This is a genomic window from Lachnospiraceae bacterium oral taxon 500, from assembly GCA_002999035.1.
Lineage (GTDB): Bacteria > Bacillota > Clostridia > Lachnospirales > Vallitaleaceae > W11650.
The window spans coordinates 1,850,302-1,870,845 of record CP027241.1; the positions used below are offsets into that span (position 1 = coordinate 1,850,302).

The 20,544-nt window shown below is 45.2% G+C and carries 11 protein-coding genes; 10 read left to right on the forward strand and 1 reads right to left on the reverse strand.

The window, feature by feature from the left end:
* Nucleotide 1: 1 nt before the first annotated feature.
* The 8 genes from C3V36_08500 to C3V36_08535 all read left to right on the forward strand — a co-directional run bounded on the left by C3V36_08500 (nt 2) and on the right by C3V36_08535 (nt 14,306).
* A complete protein-coding gene (locus tag C3V36_08500) occupies nt 2-1,801 on the forward strand; it encodes a hypothetical protein (protein ID AVM69277.1) in 1,800 nt (599 codons plus the stop codon).
* A gap of 394 nt (nt 1,802-2,195) precedes the next feature.
* Nucleotides 2,196-2,372 (forward strand): 30S ribosomal protein S21, encoded by a 177-nt coding sequence (locus C3V36_08505; GenBank protein AVM69278.1) that lies wholly within the window; start codon nt 2,196-2,198, stop codon nt 2,370-2,372.
* 256 nt (nt 2,373-2,628) lie between these two features.
* On the forward strand, nt 2,629-3,171 hold the full coding sequence (gene raiA / locus C3V36_08510; GenBank protein AVM69279.1) for a ribosome-associated translation inhibitor RaiA: 543 nt from the start codon (nt 2,629-2,631) through the stop codon (nt 3,169-3,171).
* A 414-nt stretch (nt 3,172-3,585) separates the two neighbouring features.
* Nucleotides 3,586-6,162 carry a preprotein translocase subunit SecA gene (locus tag C3V36_08515; GenBank protein AVM69280.1) on the forward strand — a complete coding sequence of 859 codons (2,577 nt, stop codon included), beginning with the start codon at nt 3,586-3,588 and terminating at the stop codon, nt 6,160-6,162.
* A 74-nt stretch (nt 6,163-6,236) separates the two neighbouring features.
* Nucleotides 6,237-7,356, forward strand: a protein-coding gene (locus C3V36_08520) for a peptide chain release factor 2 (GenBank protein ID AVM69281.1) whose coding sequence is annotated in 2 segments (ribosomal slippage) — nt 6,237-6,311 and nt 6,313-7,356 — 1,119 coding nt in all. Because the reading frame shifts where the segments join, the coding sequence is not laid out codon by codon here.
* A gap of 26 nt (nt 7,357-7,382) precedes the next feature.
* The gene (locus tag C3V36_08525) at nt 7,383-7,850 is read left to right on the forward strand and encodes a chemotaxis protein CheW (protein ID AVM69282.1); all 468 of its coding nucleotides are present in this window, start codon (nt 7,383-7,385) and stop codon (nt 7,848-7,850) included.
* Between the two features lie 68 nt (nt 7,851-7,918).
* Nucleotides 7,919-9,130 carry an aspartate kinase gene (locus C3V36_08530; protein AVM69283.1) on the forward strand — a complete coding sequence of 404 codons (1,212 nt, stop codon included), beginning with the start codon at nt 7,919-7,921 and terminating at the stop codon, nt 9,128-9,130.
* A 391-nt stretch (nt 9,131-9,521) separates the two neighbouring features.
* Nucleotides 9,522-14,306: a hypothetical protein gene (locus C3V36_08535; GenBank protein AVM69284.1), complete on the forward strand. Its 4,785-nt coding sequence runs from the start codon at nt 9,522-9,524 to the stop codon at nt 14,304-14,306.
* Nucleotides 14,307-14,417: 111 nt separating this feature from the next.
* Here C3V36_08535 and C3V36_08540 read toward each other — a convergent pair whose 3' ends face one another.
* Nucleotides 14,418-15,446 (reverse strand): LacI family transcriptional regulator, encoded by a 1,029-nt coding sequence (locus C3V36_08540; protein AVM69285.1) that lies wholly within the window; start codon nt 15,444-15,446, stop codon nt 14,418-14,420.
* 473 nt (nt 15,447-15,919) lie between these two features.
* Between C3V36_08540 and C3V36_08545 the strand changes: the two genes are divergently transcribed.
* A complete protein-coding gene (locus C3V36_08545) occupies nt 15,920-19,048 on the forward strand; it encodes an alpha-mannosidase (protein AVM69286.1) in 3,129 nt (1,042 codons plus the stop codon).
* Between the two features lie 529 nt (nt 19,049-19,577).
* Nucleotides 19,578-20,537, forward strand: coding sequence for a sugar ABC transporter permease (locus tag C3V36_08550; GenBank protein ID AVM69287.1), 960 nt, complete (start codon nt 19,578-19,580; stop codon nt 20,535-20,537).
* Nucleotides 20,538-20,544 lie beyond the last annotated feature (7 nt).

Sequence of the window (20,544 nt, forward strand, 5' to 3'; positions counted from 1 at the left end):
AATGGGGCAAGCTATGAAATTTCATGAATTGGTAACGAATCCGAAACTGTTAAGAGCAATTAAGGAAATGGGATATGAGGAAGCGACACCGATTCAGGAAGCCGTTATTCCCATGATTGCGGGCGGCGGTGATGTCATTGCCCGGTCGCAGACCGGTACCGGCAAGACGGCAGCTTTTTCTATTCCGGTGTTGGATAAAATTGACGAGAATTTATCAAGACCTCAGGTTTTGATTTTATGCCCGACCAGAGAATTGGCCGTGCAGGTAGCCGGAGAAATTCGAAAGCTGCTTAGCTTTTCCCATAATATTAAGGTTTTGCCGGTTTATGGCGGCGAGCCGATTTATAAGCAGATTATGGCGCTGAAAAAAGGCGTGCAGGTGATTGTCGGCACGCCGGGGCGGATTATGGATCATATGGAGCGGAAAACCCTGCGCTTTAGCGAAGTACATACCGTTATCCTGGATGAGGCGGATGAAATGCTGAAAATGGGATTTCGTGAGGATATTGAGTTCATTTTGACGGCAGTTCCGGCAGAGGTGCAAAAACTGCTCTTTTCGGCCACTATGCCGGCAGAAATTATTGAACTGGCCGGCAAATATTTGAAAGAACCGGGCGAGGTCAAAATCGAGGCCAGCGGCATTACTACCGATACGGTGCTGCAAAGCTACTGCGCGGTGAAAAAGGAATTAAAGCCGGAGGCGCTGTTTCGGATTTTGGATGATAAATCGCCGGAGCGGTGCATGGTATTCTGCAATACGAAAAAAATGGTTGATGAGATCACCGATGCTTTGCAGGAAAGAGGCTTTTGGGGCGATAAGATTCATGGTGATTTAAAGCAGGAACTGCGCATGGGCGTGCTGGAAAAGTTCAATAAGGGTATTTTGCATATTTTGGTCTGCACCGATGTCGCGGCCAGAGGGCTGGACATTCAAAATGTTGATCTGGTAGTCAATTATGACGTACCGGATAAGGAAGAATACTATGTTCACCGGATTGGTCGTTCCGGCCGGGCAGGCAAGGCGGGCGAGTCGATTACGATTGTGACGCGTCCTGACCGGATTCGCTTCCGTAACGTGGAGATTTATATTCAAAAAAAGATTGAGCGGATGGAGATTCCTTCCAGAGTTGAAGTGCGGGAGAAGCAAATTACCCGCTTTACCGAAAACCTGCTAAGTAACATGGAAACCGAGCTTTTGTATGATTATGAAGAAATGGTGGAAAAGTTACAGGCCAAGGGCTATTCGGCCAAGCAGATAGCAGCTGCGCTTTTGAGGCAAACACTGGCCGTTGAGGCAGCGGACGAGGAAAGAGATGTCAATGACTATCGTTTTGACGCGCCCAAACGGGAGCGCTCTGTGCCGGAACGCGGCCGGGAGCGGGGAAAGGAACGCGAACGCAGCAAAGACGGAGGTGCAGAGCGAAAAAGAGAGCGGGCGGAAAAGCCGGCCGGCAGTGAGCGCCGGGAGCGGCCGTTTGAGGAACGGAGTAAGCACGGTAAGCGGAAAGGAAAACCGGAAGAAGTATTTTTCGAGCGGGGCAAAAGAAAGGGGAAAGCGGTAGCCGAGCAGGTTCGGTTGTTCCTGTCGGCCGGCAAGAAGCACAAGGTATCAGTTGGTGATGTGGTCGGTGCGATTGTCGGCGAAGCCGGTATTGATGCGGCACATATCGGTACGATTGATATGTATGATAAGTTTTCCTTTGTCGATGTCAGCAAGGAAAGCGCCAAAAAAGTGCTGAACTCTTTGCAGAATAAGCGGATCAAAGGCCGTAAGCTGAATGTAGAGATTGCCAAGGGCTAATCCTCCATGTTTGTAATTGCTGTAGATGAGCAAGGCTGATGAGCCGAACTTGCAGCCTTTGAGATTGCGGGGGCTTGTATTTACAGGCACAATTCCTTGATATTTCAATGGATTATCAGCGGCTTATCTCATGGCTGCAATTTTTTAAAATAAGTAGTTGACGAAATACCGCTTCATGCGATATAATAAACAAAGTGCTTGAAAAAAAGCTTTTTTGTAGAGTTTTGTTTCGAGGCTTGACGGGCGGCAAATTTGCCGTATCCATCAGAGTTGCAAAGCTTTCTTGAGCTGAGTAACAGCGCAGAGCTTTTTGAAGTCGTAAGGGAATGCTTTGGGTTTGCCGGAGTTTTACCAAGCGGCCAAGCATAAATCGTAACCGGAGGGGGTGTAAAAGGTGTCAACTGTAAAAGTCAAAGAAAACGAGAGCTTGGACAGCGCATTGCGTCGTTTTAAGAGAAACTGCGCCAAGGCCGGTATCATGCAGGAGTTGCGTAAACGCGAGCATTATGAGAAGCCGAGCGTTCGCCGCAAGAAAAAGTCAGAAGCAGCCAGAAAACGGAAGCATAAATAAGCTGGCTTGGTTTCGATGAAATATGCTGAAAAATAAAGAACTCTTTTCCGATTACGGGAAGGGGTTCTTTTAAAATTTAAATCTGAAAAAAGGATTTTCAGTGTGTAAAGAGAATATTAAAATGATATAAGAATTGCGAAGGCGTTAGCTGAAGCAATCCTGTATCGTGGGGACACCACATTATATAATAGGGAAGCCGGCGCAAGCGGCAAGGCTGACATTTTCTCGGAACACGGAGAGGTGAAAGGAGTTTGTTATGAGGTATATTATCAGTGGTAAGAACATGACCGTAAAAGAGGGATTAAAGGAGAGAATCGAGGAAAAGCTGAATAAGCTGGATAAGTTCTTTTCCGAAGAAACAAAGGTGCAGGTAACATTAAGCACCGAAAAAAGAGATAGTATCATTGAAGTAACGATTCCAATCCGTGGGTCGGTGATTCGAGCCGAAGAGCGCGGCGAAACCATGTATATTGCCCTGGATAATGCGGTTGATAAGCTGGAGCGGCAAATGGTTAAGCACCGGAAAAAATTGGTTGACGGTCATCGTCAGGCCAAGGAATTAAAAATTGATTATTTTGAGCAAATCAGCGCTGAGCCTGAGGATGCCATCAATATTGAGCGGACGAAAAAAATCAGCGTGAAGCCGATGGATCCGGAGGAGGCCTGCTTGCAGATGGATTTGCTGGGACATGATTTTTATGTTTTCCGTAACCGCTATACCAATGATATCAATGTAGTTTATAAAAGAAAGAATACCGGTTACGGCCTGATTGAAACAGATGGGGAAGAGGCCGAATAAGCCCAGCCGTTTATCGGAAAATTAAGCGGGCCGCGAATATCATCACAAGGCTGCGGCAAGCGTTAGCCGAAAGATAGAGGCCTGCGTAATTTTATAAAAAATCAGAAAAACAAGGGGCTGTTGCACTTTAAGTCCATTATACAAGATATTGAAAAGATTTATCTGTACCAAAGCAATATCTTGATATCAATCTTAATTATGCAACAGTCCCTTTTCCGTGTCAAAGTTTGGCAGTCAAGTATCGGCCGGCCTAAGCAGTAACGGCTGTGGGAGTGTCAGGGCATTCCCCGCCGGAAAATTTGCCTCCGGAAAACTTTTGCTTGCAAGTCAAAAAGGATAGTGTTAAAATAGAAATAATTATGATTATATGAAGTTTGAAAGCGAAAAGTAAGATAGAGAAAAGAAAGGGAAGGCATGAAACTACTGGAAAAAATATTTGGAACCCACAGCAGCCGGGAGCTGAAAAGAATAGAGCCGATTGTTGAAGAAATTGAAGGGCTGCAGGCGGAATACCGGCAAAAATCCGATGAGGAACTGTTAGCCAAGACAGCAGAGTTTAAAGAAAGACTAAGCAAGGGGGAAACCCTGGATGATATTTTGCCGGAGGCTTTTGCCACGGTCAGAGAAGCGGCGACGCGTACCTTGCAGATGACACCTTACCGGGTTCAGTTGATCGGCGGTATTGTTTTGCACCAAGGCCGGATTGCGGAAATGAAGACCGGTGAAGGTAAGACTTTGGTTGCGCCGCTGGCGGCGTACTTAAATGCGCTTGAAGGCAAAGGCGTACATGTCGTGACGGTCAATGACTATCTGGCTGCCCGTGACGCTGAATGGATGGGAGCTATTTATCGCTTTTTGGGTTTGAGCGTCGGCGTGATTTTAAATGATATGGATAATGACAAGCGTCGGGAAGCCTATAACTGCGATATTACTTATGGCACGAACAATGAGTTCGGTTTTGACTATCTGCGGGATAATATGGTGGTGTATAAGGAAAATCGGGTGCAGCGGGATTTGCATTATGCCATCATTGACGAGGTTGACTCGGTGCTGATTGACGAAGCCAGAACGCCGCTGATTATTTCCGGCAGTTCCAGCAAGTCAACGCATTTGTATGATCAGGCCGATATGATTGCCCGCCGTTTGAAAAAAGGCCGGGTCATCGGTGAGGTCAGTAAATTAGCAGCCGTACTGAATGAAGAAGTAACCGAAGAAGGCGATTTTGTGGTTGATGAAAAATCAAAGCAGGTCAGTCTGACGGCCGAGGGTGTTGCCAAGGTGGAAAGCTTTTTCCAGATTGAAAATCTGTCCGATCCCAATAATATGGAGATTCAGCATCATATCAATTTGGCCTTAAAAGCCAATAACCTGATGCATTTGGATAAGGACTATGTAATCAAAGATGATGAGATTATCATTGTGGACGAGTTTACCGGCCGTCTGATGCCGGGACGGCGGTACAGCAACGGCCTGCATCAGGCAATTGAAGCCAAGGAAAAGGTTAAGGTAAAAAGAGAGTCAAAAACGTTGGCGACGATTACGTTTCAGAATTATTTTAACCGTTATGTCAAAAAGGCCGGTATGACCGGTACGGCGCAGACGGAGGAAGAAGAGTTCCGGGAGATTTACGGCATGGATGTTATTGTCATTCCGCCGAATCGGCCGGTAATTCGGGTGGATCAGGACGATCAGGTTTACCGTAGCCATGAGGAAAAGATCAACGCCATTGTGGAAGCGGTTAAGGAAAGCCATGCCAAAGGTCAGCCGGTGCTGGTCGGCACGATTACAATTGACGCCTCGGAGGAATTAAGCAATCGCCTGCGCAAGGAAGGAATTCAGCATAATGTCTTAAATGCCAAGTTCCATGAAAAGGAAGCCGAAATCGTGGCGGATGCCGGTCAGTTCGGAGCGGTCACGATTGCGACCAATATGGCGGGCCGCGGTACCGATATTAAGCTGGGTGATAAGGTAGTCGAGGCCGGTGGGCTGCGGATTATCGGTACGGAGCGGCATGAGTCGCGGCGGATTGATAATCAGCTGCGGGGCCGGGCCGGACGGCAGGGTGATCCCGGCGAGTCGATTTTTTACATTTCGATGGATGATGAGTTGATGCGCCTGTTTGGCAGCGAGCGGATGAAGGGCACGATTGAACGGCTGCGGCTGCCGGAAGGCGAGCCGATTGCGGCCGGAATTTTAAGCAATACGATTGAAGGTGCCCAGAAGAAGGTGGAAGCCAATAACTTTAGTATCCGTAAGCATTTGCTGGAATACGACCAGGTTATGAACGACCAGCGTGAGATTATTTATGAGGAACGGCTGAAAGTGCTGGGCAATCAAAATCTGCGCCATGTTATTTTGCAGATGATGGATGAAGTCATTACCCGCATGGTTAATAAATACTCTGCTGGTGTCGATGAAATAGATGAATGGGATTTAGCGGGATTAAACGACGCGCTGCGGGAAATTATTCCTTTCCGGACGCTGACCCTGCCGGATACCGAGAAAGAGGACATTACCAGAGAAAAGTTTATTGAATTTTTAAAAGAAGAAGCGCATAAGCTCTATGAGAAGAAAGAGCAGGAGTTTGACGATATTGAAGAGTTCCGGGAAGCGGAAAGAATTCTGCTGCTGAAGGTGATTGACCAGAAGTGGATGGATCATATCGATAACATGGATCAAATGCGGCAGGGCATTGGTTTGCGCTCTTTTGGACAAAAGGATCCGCTGGTTGAGTACAAGTTTATCGGTTTTGAAATGTTTGACGAAACGATTGAAAGTATTCAGGAAGACACCGTGAAGGTGCTGTACCGGGTTGTGCCGAGGGAAAAACTGGAAAGAGAACAGGTTGCTAAAAATATTACCACCAACCGCGGCGGAGAAGAAGTCAGGAGAAGACCGGTTCGCCGGACAGCCGAAAAAATCGGTCGGAATGACCCGTGTCCTTGCGGCAGCGGCAAGAAATACAAGCAGTGCCACGGCCGGGAGGCGTAAAGCAACAGAAAGCGATAACATAATATAACATAACTCAAATAAAACAAATTGACTCTGAAGAAGGAAGTGATTTTGTGCTGGAACTGGAACAGTTAAACGACAGTTTAAAGACCTATACCGACAAGCTTAAAGAATTGGGTGTTTCCCTTTGACCTCGCCGGGATTAGGGAAAGAACAAAAGAATTAGAAGAAAAAATGCTGGCGGACGGCTTTTGGGATGACCCGGAAGCGGCCCAGAAAGTAAATCAGGAGTTAAAGTCGCTGAAAGCCAAAGCTGCCCGGATGGATAAGCTGACCGGTGATTTTGAAGATATGCAGGTGATGATTGAGCTGGGAATCGAGGAAAACTCCGAAGAAATGGTGCGGGAAGTGACGGAGATGCTGGCGGACTTTGAACGGGAAATAGAAAGCCTGCGGGTGGAAACGTTGCTAAACGGCGAGTTTGACCGGGGATCGGCCATTGTTTCGCTCCATGCCGGTGCCGGCGGAACAGAGTCTTGCGACTGGGCATCGATGCTTTACCGGATGTACTGCCGCTGGGCGGAAAACAAGGATTTTCAGGTTGAGGTACTGGATTATCTGGACGGGGAAGAAGCGGGTATTAAATCGGTTACTTTTCAGATTAACGGGGAAAATGCTTACGGCTATTTACAGGCGGAAAAAGGCGTGCACCGTTTGGTTCGGATTTCACCATTTGATGCTTCGGGGCGGCGCCATACTTCTTTTGCTTCCTGCGACGTCCTGCCGGATGTGGAAGCGGACAGCGATATTGAGATTAAAGAAGAAGAAATTCGGGTGGATACTTATCGAGCCAGCGGAGCCGGCGGTCAGCATATCAATAAGACTGATTCGGCCATTCGAATTACGCATTTGCCGACCGGAATTGTGGTGCAGTGCCAAAATGAGCGCTCTCAGCATAAGAATAAGGAAAGAGCCATTAAAATGCTGAAGGCCAAGCTCTATGAGATTAAAGAACGGGAGCACTTGGAAAGAATTCAGGATATTCGCGGCGAAATGAAGGACATCGGCTGGGGCAGCCAAATTCGCTCGTATGTGATGCATCCTTACAGTTTGGTCAAGGATCACCGTACAAACGAAGAGACAGGTAATGTTGATAAGGTAATGGACGGCTACATAGATCCGTTTATCAATGCTTATCTGATTTGGAAATCACAAAAAAATATAGGGATATAAGACATTTGCTTAAAGGAGGTATAAAATTGGCGTCAACCAAACAAGTAGTATTTCATTTGGATAATGAAGAATATGGCGTAGATATTATGAAGGTCAATGTGATTGAAAAATATCAGGAAATTGTGAAAGTCCCGAACAGCCCGGAGTATGTCGAGGGAATCATCAATTTGCGCGGTGAAATTCTGCCGATTTTTAATCTGCGCAAAAAGTTTGGCTTGAAAGAAAAGCCGGTTGATGAAAATACCAAGATTATCGTAGTTTTTTTGGGGCAGATGAAAGTCGGTTTTATTGTGGATTCGGTTTCGCAGATTATTAATATTGATGATACGCAAACCGAAGCGGCACCACGGATTGTAACCGGTGTCAGCCGCCGCTATATTCAATCGGTCGCTAAGGTTGACGAGCGGATGATTGTGCTGCTGGACGTTGATTTGATGCTGGAAGATGAGGAAAAGCTTTCATTGGGAGCCATTCTTGAAGAAGACAGTAAATAACTCTCAAGATAACAATAACTAAGGATAGTAGGCCGGAAATCCTATATTTTCGGCGGTTGGAGCAAAGAATGTTAATTGTAAAAAAGTTTGGCGGCAGTTCGGTGGCGGATGCCGTAAAGATAAAAAACGTAGCAAATCGAATTATTGAAGACTACAATAAAGGGCATCAGATTGTAGTTGTGTTGTCGGCGCAGGGAGATACGACCGATCTTTTACTGGAAAAAGCGGCGGAGATTACGGAAGTACCATCCAAGCGGGAGTTGGATATGCTCCTGACGACCGGCGAACAGCAGTCGGTCGCTTTGATGGCGATGGCGATTAAAGCAGCGGGGTATCCGGCGATCTCGTTGAATGCGTTTCAAACCGGGATATCGACGACCCGGGTTTACGGCAATGCCCGAATTAAAAATATTGAAGTGGAGCGGCTGCAAAATGAGCTGGAAAGACGCAGTATTATTTTGGTCACGGGCTTTCAGGGAATCAATCGTTACGAGGATTATACGACTCTGGGTCGGGGGGGCTCTGATACGACGGCAGTGGCACTGGCAGCAGCGCTCAATGCCGATTTATGTGAGATTTATACAGATGTGGACGGCGTTTACACGGCTGACCCCAGAGTGGTTCCGGATGCTCGCAAGATTGAGGAGATTACCTACGATGAAATGCTGGAACTGGCCTCGCTGGGCGCCAAGGTGCTGCACAACCGTTCGGTTGAATTGGCGAAAAAGTACAAGGTCAATTTGGTGGTGCGTTCCAGTCTGAATAATCATAGCGGAACTTATGTTAAGGAGGAAACAAAAGTGGAAAGAATGTTGATCAGCGGCGTGGCAAGCGATGCCAATGTTTGCCGGCTGGCGGTATCAAATATTAAGGACGAGCCGGGAAAAGCATATGCAATTTTCTCCCTGCTGGCCAGAAACAATGTCAATGTGGATATTATCCTGCAGTCAATCGGCCGGGCGGATAAGAAAGATATTTCCTTTACGGTTGAAAAGAAGGACAAAGACGAGGCTATCCGACTGTTGCAGGAGCATCAGACGACAATTGGCTTTGAAACGATTGAGGCCGAGGACAATATCGCCAAGGTATCCATCGTCGGCGCCGGGATGGCGGCTAATGCCGGCGTAGCATCCAAGATGTTTGAAGCACTTTATGATGCGGGTGTTAATATCAATATGATTTCCACCAGTGAGATTAAGATTTCGGTGCTGGTTAGTGCCGAGGACGAAGAGAAAGCCGTGACGGCGATTCACAATGCCTTTTTCCGCAAGGAGAAATAAGTAATTGCTAGTTTTAAACTTAACAAGACCTATTCCTTTAAAGATAAGGGATAGGTTTTTTTTGTTAGAAAAGATGAGAGAAATATAATAAAGTATTACCAATAACGTTAACAAAAGATAATCAAAAATATATAAAAATAGCAGAATAAAAAAGCAAAAATGTAGAAAAGTTGGAAAATACTTGACGAAAGATAATAAAAAATATATTATCTTACATAAGAGATAAATTAGAAATGCAAAAAAATACAAAAATGATTTAGAAAAGGAAGGAGGAAATTTATACTAAAACAAAATAATTTGTTATGTTTTTGTTTACGAAAAGTTGTTTACAAATATTCAAAGAACTGTAAGCAATGAAAGAAATTATGATTCAAGATTTAAGGAGAAATTGATGAAAAAGCACTTAAACTGGAAGAAAAAGACGAATAAGATAGTATCCTTACTATTAGCGGTGCTGCTTTTGGCAGGAACTTTTGCCAATAATGCTTATGCGGTCAAGGTCAGAGAAAATGAAGAATATAAAGCCGGCTTGACTTTAAGGCCAATCTCGGAGATGTTTTATTTGGATAGAATCTTAGAGTGGACAGCTTGGAAAAACCCGGACGATAATTTAAATCGAGCTAGTGTGCCGCTCAGAGAGAGATTTACCGGTCATGTGGTCAATCCTCTGGCCAGCGCCGAAGCCAAGGTGCAGTCGGTGCCACTGATGAACTCCAAAAATGATGAAGACAACTCGGTCAACGGTGATGAGTTTGACTGTTTTGCTTTTGATTTTTGGCAATATGTTGATCAAATGGTCTTTTGGGATGGCCCGATTCCGACGGCCGATGTAATTGACGCCGGTCATAGAAATGGGGTTCCGGTTTATGGCACTTTGTTTTTTAACTGGTCAAGTTCAGCGTCTGATCGGGAAATTTTGAAAAAGTTTTTAACGAAGCAAATCGTTGATGGAAAAACAATTTTTCCGGTAGCGGATAAACTGATTGATATGGTTGAATTCTATGGTTTTGACGGTTATTTCATCAATCAGGAAACTGATATGTTTGAGCCGTGGGGTGAAACCATGCGTGAGTTTATGCTGTATGCACAGCGTAAAGCTAAAGAACGCAAAGGCCGGATTCGTTTTTCTTGGTATGACGCAATGTCGAACAGTGGTGATAGATTTCATTACGATGGGGTAACGACCGGCAATGATTATTTTGTCAAACCCTATGGTGCGGATCAGCAGTATGCCGCTGATGAGTTTTTTGCTAACTTTAACTGGTCAAGTGCGAAAAATGACAATACGGTCAGACATATGGAAGAAATCGGCCGCAATCCGTTTGATGCCTATGCTGGTTTTGAATTACAGCAAAGAAGCTATAACACGGGTATCAGTTATAGAAGCCTATTGGATGGTGAAGGTAAATTGAAGCTGTCAATCGGTCTTTATACGCCGGACTCGATTCGGGGAATGGCGGTTAGTCCAGAAGATTATCATGAACAGGAAAGAAACTTCTGGGTGGGCTTTGATGGCGATCCGACAACCAGCGGTGATTCTAACAGCAAGGGAAAGATGTGGCGGGGAATTGCCCGATTTGTAGCCGATAAGTCAGCGGTGATGGAGCTGCCGTTTAATACCTATTTTAATACCGGACATGGCCGGCAATGGTTTATCGACGGACAAGTATCCAAAGATGCCGAATGGAACAGCCGCGGCGTGCAGGATATTCTGCCGACTTGGCGCTGGTGGATTCGGACGGAAACAGGAGCCGGGGAGGCGCTAGCGGCCAAATATGACTTTACCGATGCTTATAACAGCGGCGATTCGGTTCAGTTTTACGGGAGCCTGGAAAAGGACAATGCCAATCAGATTATGCTGTACAGCACTCATTTGGAAGCGGGAGCCGATACCAAGCTGAAGGTAGCCTATAAGGGCGGCAAAAACAGCAAAGCATATCTTGAACTGGGAACAGCCGAAGATTATGCTGAGGATGGATTTTATTCCTTTGAACTGCCGCAGGCAGCAGATGAAAACTGGCAGACAGCGGAGATTGGCGTGGGTTCTTTGGCCGGTCAAACGATTCACTCCATTCGGCTGCGTTTGGAAGCCACGGAAAATGAAGCGGATTACCGTTTTAACTTAGGCCAGTTGGCGCTATATGACGATGGGGAAAAGCCGGAGAAAGTGGAAGATTTGCAGGCGGATGAGGTTATGTTCCGCACTTCCGCCAATGCCGAAGCAAGACTTTCTTGGACTCCGGTCAAAGACGCGGAATATTATGAGGTTTATCAGGAGAATGCCGATGGAAGCAAAACCATCGTCAATGCGACCTCCAGTCAATATTTTTACGCTGAAAAGATTTTTCGGACAGCCGATATGACCGGAACAACACAAAAACTTTTTGTGGTAACGGTCGGCAAAAACGGCGTTAAATCCGATCCGGCGGAAATGATACTGGACTGGCAGATGGAAGTAGCGGATACCGATGCACTGCCGAAGAAAAATCCTAATCTTTGCTTAGAAGCGGAAGTAACGGATAAATCACATGAAAATGATTCGGAACCGGCGCGCAATGCTATCAACGGAACAATCAGCGGTAATACGGATAAGTGGTGTGCATCGGGAGCGTCTGGCTGGATGAGCATTGCTTTTCCGGAAGCAAAAACGGTGCGCCGGGTAGCGGTTTATCATGCTGAAGCCGGTGGTGAAGGCGCAATCATGAATACACGTGATTTCAGTATTCAGTATAAGGACAACAATGGCCAGTGGCAGATTGCGCATAGTATTTGGGGCAATACTCAGGCGGTAACGGACTTTGATTTGAGCGAACCGATTACGGCCAAGGAATGGAAACTGGATATTACGCGGGGCGATATGTCCCCATGGACAGCAATTCGGATTTATGAATGGCAGATGTTTGAGCAGGCCAAGGACAATAAGACGAATTATATCCCAATGCGCTGGGTAGAGGCCAAGAATATAGCTGACGATCAATATCAGGTTACTTTCAAAAATATCGAAAAAGATATGGAAGTGAGGATTTATAAAGATAAGGATTTGACGGAACTCTTAGCGGAAAAAACGGCGGATCAAAAGGGCGATTTGGTATTTGACGACCTGACACTGACGATACCGGCCGGTGAAAAATACGGCAAGGTCTATTATGTGTCCAAAGCAGCAGGGATGCTGGACAGTATCCGCATGACTTTGATTTATCATAAGAAAGAAACAGAGATTAAAGAAGTTGAGTTGGTAAAGGTACCGGAAAAGAAGATTTATGCCTTTGGCAGTCCGCTGCGGGTTGGTGACGGAAGATTGAAGTTGATTTATGAGGATGATTCGGAGCAGGAAATTGCACTTACCCCGAGTATGGTAAAAGGCTTTAACTCCAATTCTCCGACCGAGCAGGAACTAACAGTTGAGTACAAAGGCTTTACCGCACCGCAGACTTTTACAGTCACAGTAAAGGCCAAGACGGAAACGATGGCTGTTACAGGTTTAACGATTAAGGAAGAACCGAAAAAGAATTATTTCTTAAATGAACCGCTGGATCTGAGCGGCGGCAAGCTGGAAATAATTTATGAAGATTTGGAAAAAGAAGTGATTACCATGACCGGTGCCGGCATTGAGGTCAGTGGTTTTGATTCGACCACAGAGGGCGAAAAGCAGTTGACATTTACTTATATGGATGTGCAGGCGGTTATGACGATTTATGTCAGCAAGAAGGAACCGGTTAATAAAGAAAAGTTGCAGGAAATCATTGGTCAAGTCCGCCTCTTGATGGAAGAAGAAATGTTTGAAAAAGCGGAAGAAGACTTGCAGCAGGATTTAAAAGCAGCACTTGCCGCAGCGAACGCTGTTTTTGAAGATGAGGACGCAGACAAAGACCAGGTGGCTGAAGCGGCAGCGAGCCTTCAGCAGGCGATTGACCGCTACCTGCAAAGAGTAATCAAGAGCGTCGAGTTGAAACAGGCTCCGGCTAAGATAGAATATGATTTTGGCGAAGAACTGGATCCGGATGGCGGCGTACTGATGCTGACTTATGGCAATGGCCGAACGGAAGAGGTGCCGATGACCAAGGGCATGATTCGGGGCTATGAGGCAGAAAAAGCCGGATATCAGACGTTGACGGTAGTTTATGAAAGCTACTTGGCCGGAGAAATTAAGATTCGGGTCAGAATTGAACAAACCGAAAAAATCAAAGCCCTGAAAGCGGCAATCGAAGCAGGCAAGGCGGCCAAAAACGGTCCGGAATATGAAAGAGCAAGTCGGTTGGCCAAAGAAGCGCTGGATAATATTCTTGACCGAGCCGAACTTTTGGCTGAAGAAGGAGCGGACGAAAATACGCTGACGCAGGTAATTCGTGAAATTGAACAGGCAATTTTGGATTTATCAAGAGAAATTGCGCCGTTGGTACCGTATACGCCTTCGGAAAGCCAAGAACCGCAAACTCCGAGTTTCCCGATTCTTCCCGGTAAAAAAGAGGAAAGAATTGAAGATGAGAAAATCGCACAGGCTTCCGCAGAAACTTTGCGGGCGCAGGAATTATCCAAGACACTGAGTCAGGAAGACGATAAAAGCCGGATTATGGATTGGGCGGCGAAGAGGATTACCGATCGTCAGCTGATTCAAAGTCTGAGTGATACGGCATTAACGGAGTTGGCGGAAAATGTGGCAGCCAAGTTTAAAGACGAAGCCAAAACCAATTGGTACGCCAAGGAATTAAGTGCAATTCAGTTGATCGGCTTGGTAAATGGTTATGAGGATGGTACTTTTGGAGCGAATAAGGAAGTAACCGGTAAAGAATTGACGGCAATATTGCTACGGGCAGCCGGAATGGCACCGGCGAAAGGCGAAAAGGCCGGTGACTGGTTTGCTCCGTATTTACAGGCAGTGGAAAAAGCGGGCTTGCTGAAGAAAGTTTCCTTTGATTTAAGCAAGGAATTGACCCGGGAAGAGGTTGCAGCTTTAGCCTATGCTTTTGCAGAGCTTATCGGCAAGAAACCGTTGGTAGCCGGAACAGAAGTGAAGTTTACGGATAAAGAAATGTTTAGTGCCGGTTATGAGGAAGCAATTACTTATCTGACACAAAACGAAATCCTAAAAGGCTATGAGGACGGCAGCTATCAGCCGAAAGCGCCGGTAAAACGGTCGGAAGTTGTTGCGATTGTATACCGTTTGCTGAAAAAATAGGATTTGGCTGGTATGGCGAGTTTAACAGCAAAAAAATAAAAAACTAAAATAAAAGACGCCGGTTGTTCTGGTAAAAAGAGAACAATCGGCGTTTTTGGTCTTAACTGATCTTTAATCTCCGGTTGAAGCCTTAAATATCAATTCGGACAGAACGTAGGTTACCGCGTAGGCGGAGGTCGGGTATTTCATCCGAAATAAAAGCTGGGCAGCTAAGCGCTTGCCTAAGTTGTCGGTCTGAACCAGCGCTGTGGTCAGCATATCGGCTACATTGCTGTATTCCTTTCGGCCGTCAAAGCCGGTCATAAGAATGTCGCCCGGAATCGAATAACCGTTAGCGGATAAGTAGCTTTCTACATATTGAGCAACAAAATCACTGACGCAGACAAAGGCTTCGGGCATTGATTTCAGCCCTTTTAAAAAGGTATGGATTTCTTCCTCGTAGTGATAAATATTGATCGGATCGGTCAGGCAGATTGCGGGGTCGACCTTTAGCGAGCAGTCGGCCATGGCATCTAAATAGCCGTGGTAGCGTTCAAAATTGGTTTGGGCATAATGGATATCGCCGATAAAGCCGATGCGGGACCGGCCCTTGGCCAGAATATGCGCTGTCAGCCGTTGAGTAGCGGAACGCCCTTCAATCAGCACCAAATCGCCCTTTAGGTTTTCTGTCTTGGTCTGCGGCGGAATATCCAGAAAAACCAGAGGAATCTTTAATTGATTAATCAGCTTCGTCATTTCGGGGTCATTGACATTTAAAACGATAGCGCCGGCAATCTGACCGGAGGTTAAAATGGCCGGCAGCTGATAGCTGCCCTTGCGCTGGGTGGGAACATAGGTATACATTAGATTAATATTATATTTATTTAATTCCTTGGCAATCTGATGAATAATATCCATCCAAAACTTGGAGGAATCCGGTCGGGAAACAATAACTGATACCGTTTGTTCGGCTTCTTTTTCTTGATCGGGGGGAAGCATAGAAGTGATATTATTTTTTAAATAACCCATTTCTTTGGCTTTTAAAAAGATTTCTTCTTTCAGCCGTGCTGAAATTCCGGGATAGTCATGAAAGGCTTTCCAAACAGAAATTCTGAAAATACCGATTGCATCGGCAATATCCTGCATCGTTGTTTTTTTCATAGTCTGCAAACTCCCTCTTTAATGTAAGTAACTCAATTTTATGTTACTCAACTTTCTCCTGATTGAAAGCTCCGCTTTCTGCCCGGGTGGGCAACCTACCTGAAAAAGATTGTTATGGTTTGGCAGAACATAGGAAAGTTGATTATGTTACATAACATTTTACCATAATTTTTTTTTGAGTACAATGGAAAAATGTTATTTTTGTTTACAAAAAAGCAAAAAATGGCAATCTGTCGTGATGCCCTTTGCTCAAAGCAAAAGAGAATAATTAAAAAAAGAAAAGCCATAGAATTTCAAATAGATAGTTAAGTAGGATTTTAACATTTTATAACAGATTTTGTATATAAAAAGTATTTTTCCTCTTTCTTTTTTTAGGTTTTCCGATTATAATAAGAGAGAATTGAGAGTTGGTTAATTGGCGAACATGGGAAAGTTAAGTTAATGAAATATCATATTTCAGACAGGAGGTATTTATGTTTTTTGAAGCAGAGAGAATTCAAAAGATTACGGCTGATTTGCAGGAGTTGATTACCGTCGATAAGCTGGAGCTGGCGGAAATAAAGATGAAAAGGGGATTGTATAACAGTCCGGCCGAGGCGGAAGCGGCAGTCGAGCCGTTTCAGAGTTTTGGCTTTCACGACCGCTGGGGCGGGAAAAATATTTACGTTTGGTTTCGGGCGGAATTTTCTGTGCCGGAGGCCTTTGCCGGCAAGCGCTTGGTTTATCGGGTAACAACCTCGCACGAGGGCGAATGGGACGCCAAGAATCCGCAGTTTTTGATTTTTGTCAATGGCCGGTTAATACAGGGGCTGGACGTTAATCATACGGAAGTTCTGCTGACGGAGCAGGCAGCGGCCGGTCAGAAATATGTTGTTGATTTACAGGCGTTCAGCGGCATGGAAGAACATTTATCAGAGTGCAAAAATGTCGTCTGTGTTTCCGACAGCCGGATTGAGCAGCTTTATTATGATATTCTGGTGCCGTTAGAGGCGGCCAAACTGTTAGCTAAAACCGATTATTACCGGATTGAGATTTTACGCTATTTAACGGCGACTGTTAATTTGATTGATTTGCGTCAGCCTTATTCGCCGGAGTTTTATGCCAGTGTTGACCGGGCGCTGGCCTATATGGCGGATGAGTTTTACGGCAAATACTGCGGTCATTCCGATATGATCGCTAACTGCGTGGGACATACGCATATTGACGTGGCGTGGCTGTGGGATTTGGATCAAACCAAGCATAAGGTAGAGCGGAGCTTTAGTACAGTGCTTGAGCTGATGCGCCAATATAAGGAATACATTTTTATGTCCAGTCAGCCGCAGTTGTATCGCTTTTTGCAAAAGTCCAGACCGGAGCTTTATGATCAGATTAAGGAAAGAGTAAAAGAGGGGCGCTGGGAGCCGGAGGGGGCAATGTGGCTGGAGGCTGACTGCAACCTGAGTTCGGGCGAGTCGTTGATCCGGCAGGTTGTTTTGGGCAAGCGCTTTTTCCGGGAGGAATTCGGCGTGGAAAGCAAGATTCTCTGGCTGCCGGACGTATTCGGCTACAGTGCTGCCTTGCCGCAAATTTTACAAAAGGCGCATATTCCTTATTTTATGACGACCAAAATCAGCTGGAATGAATACAATAAGCTGCCCTATGATACTTTCCGCTGGGTGGGTCTGGACGGCAGCAGTGTTTTGACGCATTTTATCACGACGGCCAATTTTGATGAACTGCCGGAGAAGTTCTTTACTACCTATAACGGCGATATCAATGCCAATTCGGTGCGCGGTGCGTGGGAAAGATACCAGCAAAAGGATTTGAGCAATGAAGTGCTGATTAGTTACGGCTGGGGCGACGGCGGCGGCGGACCGACCAAGCGGATGATTGAATACGGCAAGCGGCTGGCCAAGGGGATTCCGACAATGCCGAAAGTCGAGTTTACCAATTCGCTTAGTTTCTTTGAAAAATTAGAGCAAAAGACGAAAAATAATAAGAAAACGCCGAGCTGGGTGGGTGAGCTGTATTTTGAATATCATCGCGGCACCCTGACCGGTATGGCGCGCAATAAAAAGTATAATCGGAAATCCGAGTTTTTATATGAGGAAATTGAATGGCTGTCGGATATGGCGCTCGAGCTGGGCGGCCAGAGCTATCCGCAGCAGGAAATTACAGATGCATGGGAAATTATCTGCTTGAACCAATTTCATGATATTATTCCCGGTTCTTCGATTAAAAAGGTTTACGAGGATTCCAAGGAACAGTATGAGCAGATATTGGCGGATGGTCAAAAGCTGAAGGATAACGCTTTGAGCAGCTTACTGCCGCAGATTACGGCTGACGGCAAATCAGTGGTGGTGTTTAATCCGACCGGTTTTGAGCGGACAGATGTGGTTGATGTGGCGCTGCCGTCTGCCCATGGTGCATATTTTGCCGGTCAAAAGCTGGCCTCTTATTATTGCCCGAACTGCGGCGAGCTTAGCTTTTTAGCGGAAAAAGTTCCGGCCAAGGGCTATAAGGTCTTTCTCTTAAAGGAGGAAGAAAACGCCGCGCCGGAATATTTGACGGTTAGTCCGACCCATTTGGAAAATGAGTTTTTGCGGATTTCCTTAAATGACAAAGGACAGTTTACCTCGATTTATGATAAGAAAGCGGCGCGGGAGATTTTGCCGGCCGGCAGACTCGGCAATGTCTTGCAGGCGTTTGAAGATCGGCCGCATAACTGGGACGCGTGGGATATCAATATTTACTATCAGGAGAAAATGTGGGAAATCACGGAGATCAGCCAAATAAAAGTGGAAAGAGTTACGCCGCTTAAAGCGGTGCTGAAAATTGTCCGGCCGTTCCTATCTTCAACGATTACGCAGTGGATTACGATTTACGCCCATACGGCCAGAGTCGATATTGTAAATGAAATTGACTGGAAAGAAAAGCAAATCCTTTTGAAAGCGGCCTTCCCGGTGGATATTCATGCCGAAAAGGCAACATATGATATTCAGCTGGGCAATGTCGAGCGGCCGACGCACTGGAATACCAGCTGGGATACGGCCAAGTTTGAGGTGTGCGGCCATAAGTGGGCGGATTTAAGCGAGTATGGTTATGGCGTCAGTTTGCTCAATGACTGCAAATATGGCCATGATATCAAGGACAATGTCATGCGGCTAACGCTCCTTAAGTCGGCGGTGATTCCCAATGAGGATGCGGATCGGGAGGTGCATCACTTTACCTATTCGCTCTTCCCGCACAGCGGCGATTTCCGCAGCGGCCGGGTGGTGCAGGAGGCTTATTTCCTAAATCAGCCGTTGACAGCCCGTCTTGTGGAAAAGCAGGCCGGAAAGCTGCCGGCGGAGATGTCGTTTGCTTTTGTCGATGCAGAAAATGTGGTCATGGAGGTAGTGAAAAGGTCGGAGTATGACGACGCGCTGATTTTGCGGGTGCATGAATGTTACAATCAGCGGACAACAACCAGTATCTGCACCTATTTGCCAATCGAAAGCGTCTGCGAATGTGATTTGGAAGAAAGGGAAACCCTGGAAACCTTAAAAGCAGAGGGCAATCGCTTTGTCTTTACCATCAAACCTTATGAAATCAAGACTTTTAAGATTGTGTTTAAAAAATAGCAGGCTCTCCATTGTTATATTTGGCATAAATATTGGTTTGCCTTAAACTGTAATCAAATAACCGAAACGGTCAAAACAGCCTTTGAGTGGTGGTTTTGACCGTTTTTATTGCAGGGGCTTTAACGTATAAAAAAAGTTGAGTAAACAGAGGCGGAAAAAGTTAAGAATGAGATTAACTTTTTTAATATAAAGAAACAAAAAAAGAAACAAAAGGGCAAGTACTTAGTAATAATCAATGGATTAGAAAGTAATTACTCACCAAAATGCATAAATAAAAAAAGAATCTCTTTAAAAATATAGTAATAAATAAGTGGAAACAGAAAAAAGCCCTTGACATTTAAGAAAGCAAATGTTAAAATCGAGTTAATAAAAGGACGGCAATAAAAAAGAAAATGTTAACTAATTATTTGTTGGTACAGATGACAGCGGTAAATGGCGGGATAAAAAGCAAAATGTTCGCTGTTTTGCGGCCAGGTGAAGGCGCAAGATGCTTAAAGAAAACAAGATGCCAAAAGAAACGAGGAGGAATATGGCAGATCAAAGTAAAAAAAGGCTGAAGAAGAAAAGCTGGACAATGGATGATACCGAATTGGCTTTGTTGGGGCTGCCGACTTTTGTCTGGTATGTGATTTTTTGCTATTTGCCGATGTTTGGATTGATTATTGCATTTAAGAAATATAAGATTGCGACCGGCAAGAGCTTTTTAGTCAGCCTGCTGCAAAGTAAATGGGCGGGTTTCAGCAATTTTACTTTTTTTATTAAATCCAATGCGTTTGGACTTTTGCTGCGCAATACTATTTTATATAATATAGTTTTTATTGTTTTGGGAATTGCAATACCGGTTGTTTTGGCAATGATGATTAGTCAGCTTTACTCAAAATGGAAATCCAAGACCTATCAGACGATGATGTTTTTTCCGCATTTTATGTCATGGGTAGTTGTTAGCTTTTTTGTATATGCTTTCTTAAACCCGGATAAAGGTCTTTTTAATACGATTTTGCAGGCTTTGGGCAAAGATAAAATTGATTGGTACACTGAAGCCGGATATTGGCCGTTTATTTTAACCTTTATGGCATTGTGGAAATCAACCGGTTACAGTATGGTTGTGTATTTGGCCAGTATTACCGGGATTGACCAGAGTTTATATGAGGCAGCGGTGCTGGACGGAGCCAGTAAGTTTCAGCAGGCCAGATATATTACGCTGCCGTCAATCAAGCCGATTATCATTATGATGTTTATTTTGAGTTCAGGGCGAATTTTTTATTCGGATTTCGGTCTGTTTTATCAGGTCACGCAAGGCGTGCCGTCTACGCTTTACGAGGTGGCATCAACCTTTGATACCTATATCTATAATGCGGTTATGAATGGTACTATTAAGTTGGAGAGAATAGCGGCCGCCGGACTCTTTCAATCGGTTGCCTGCTGCCTGACGATTTTGCTGACGAATTACATTGTAACTAAAATTGACAACGACAGCGCTATTATATAAGGAGAAG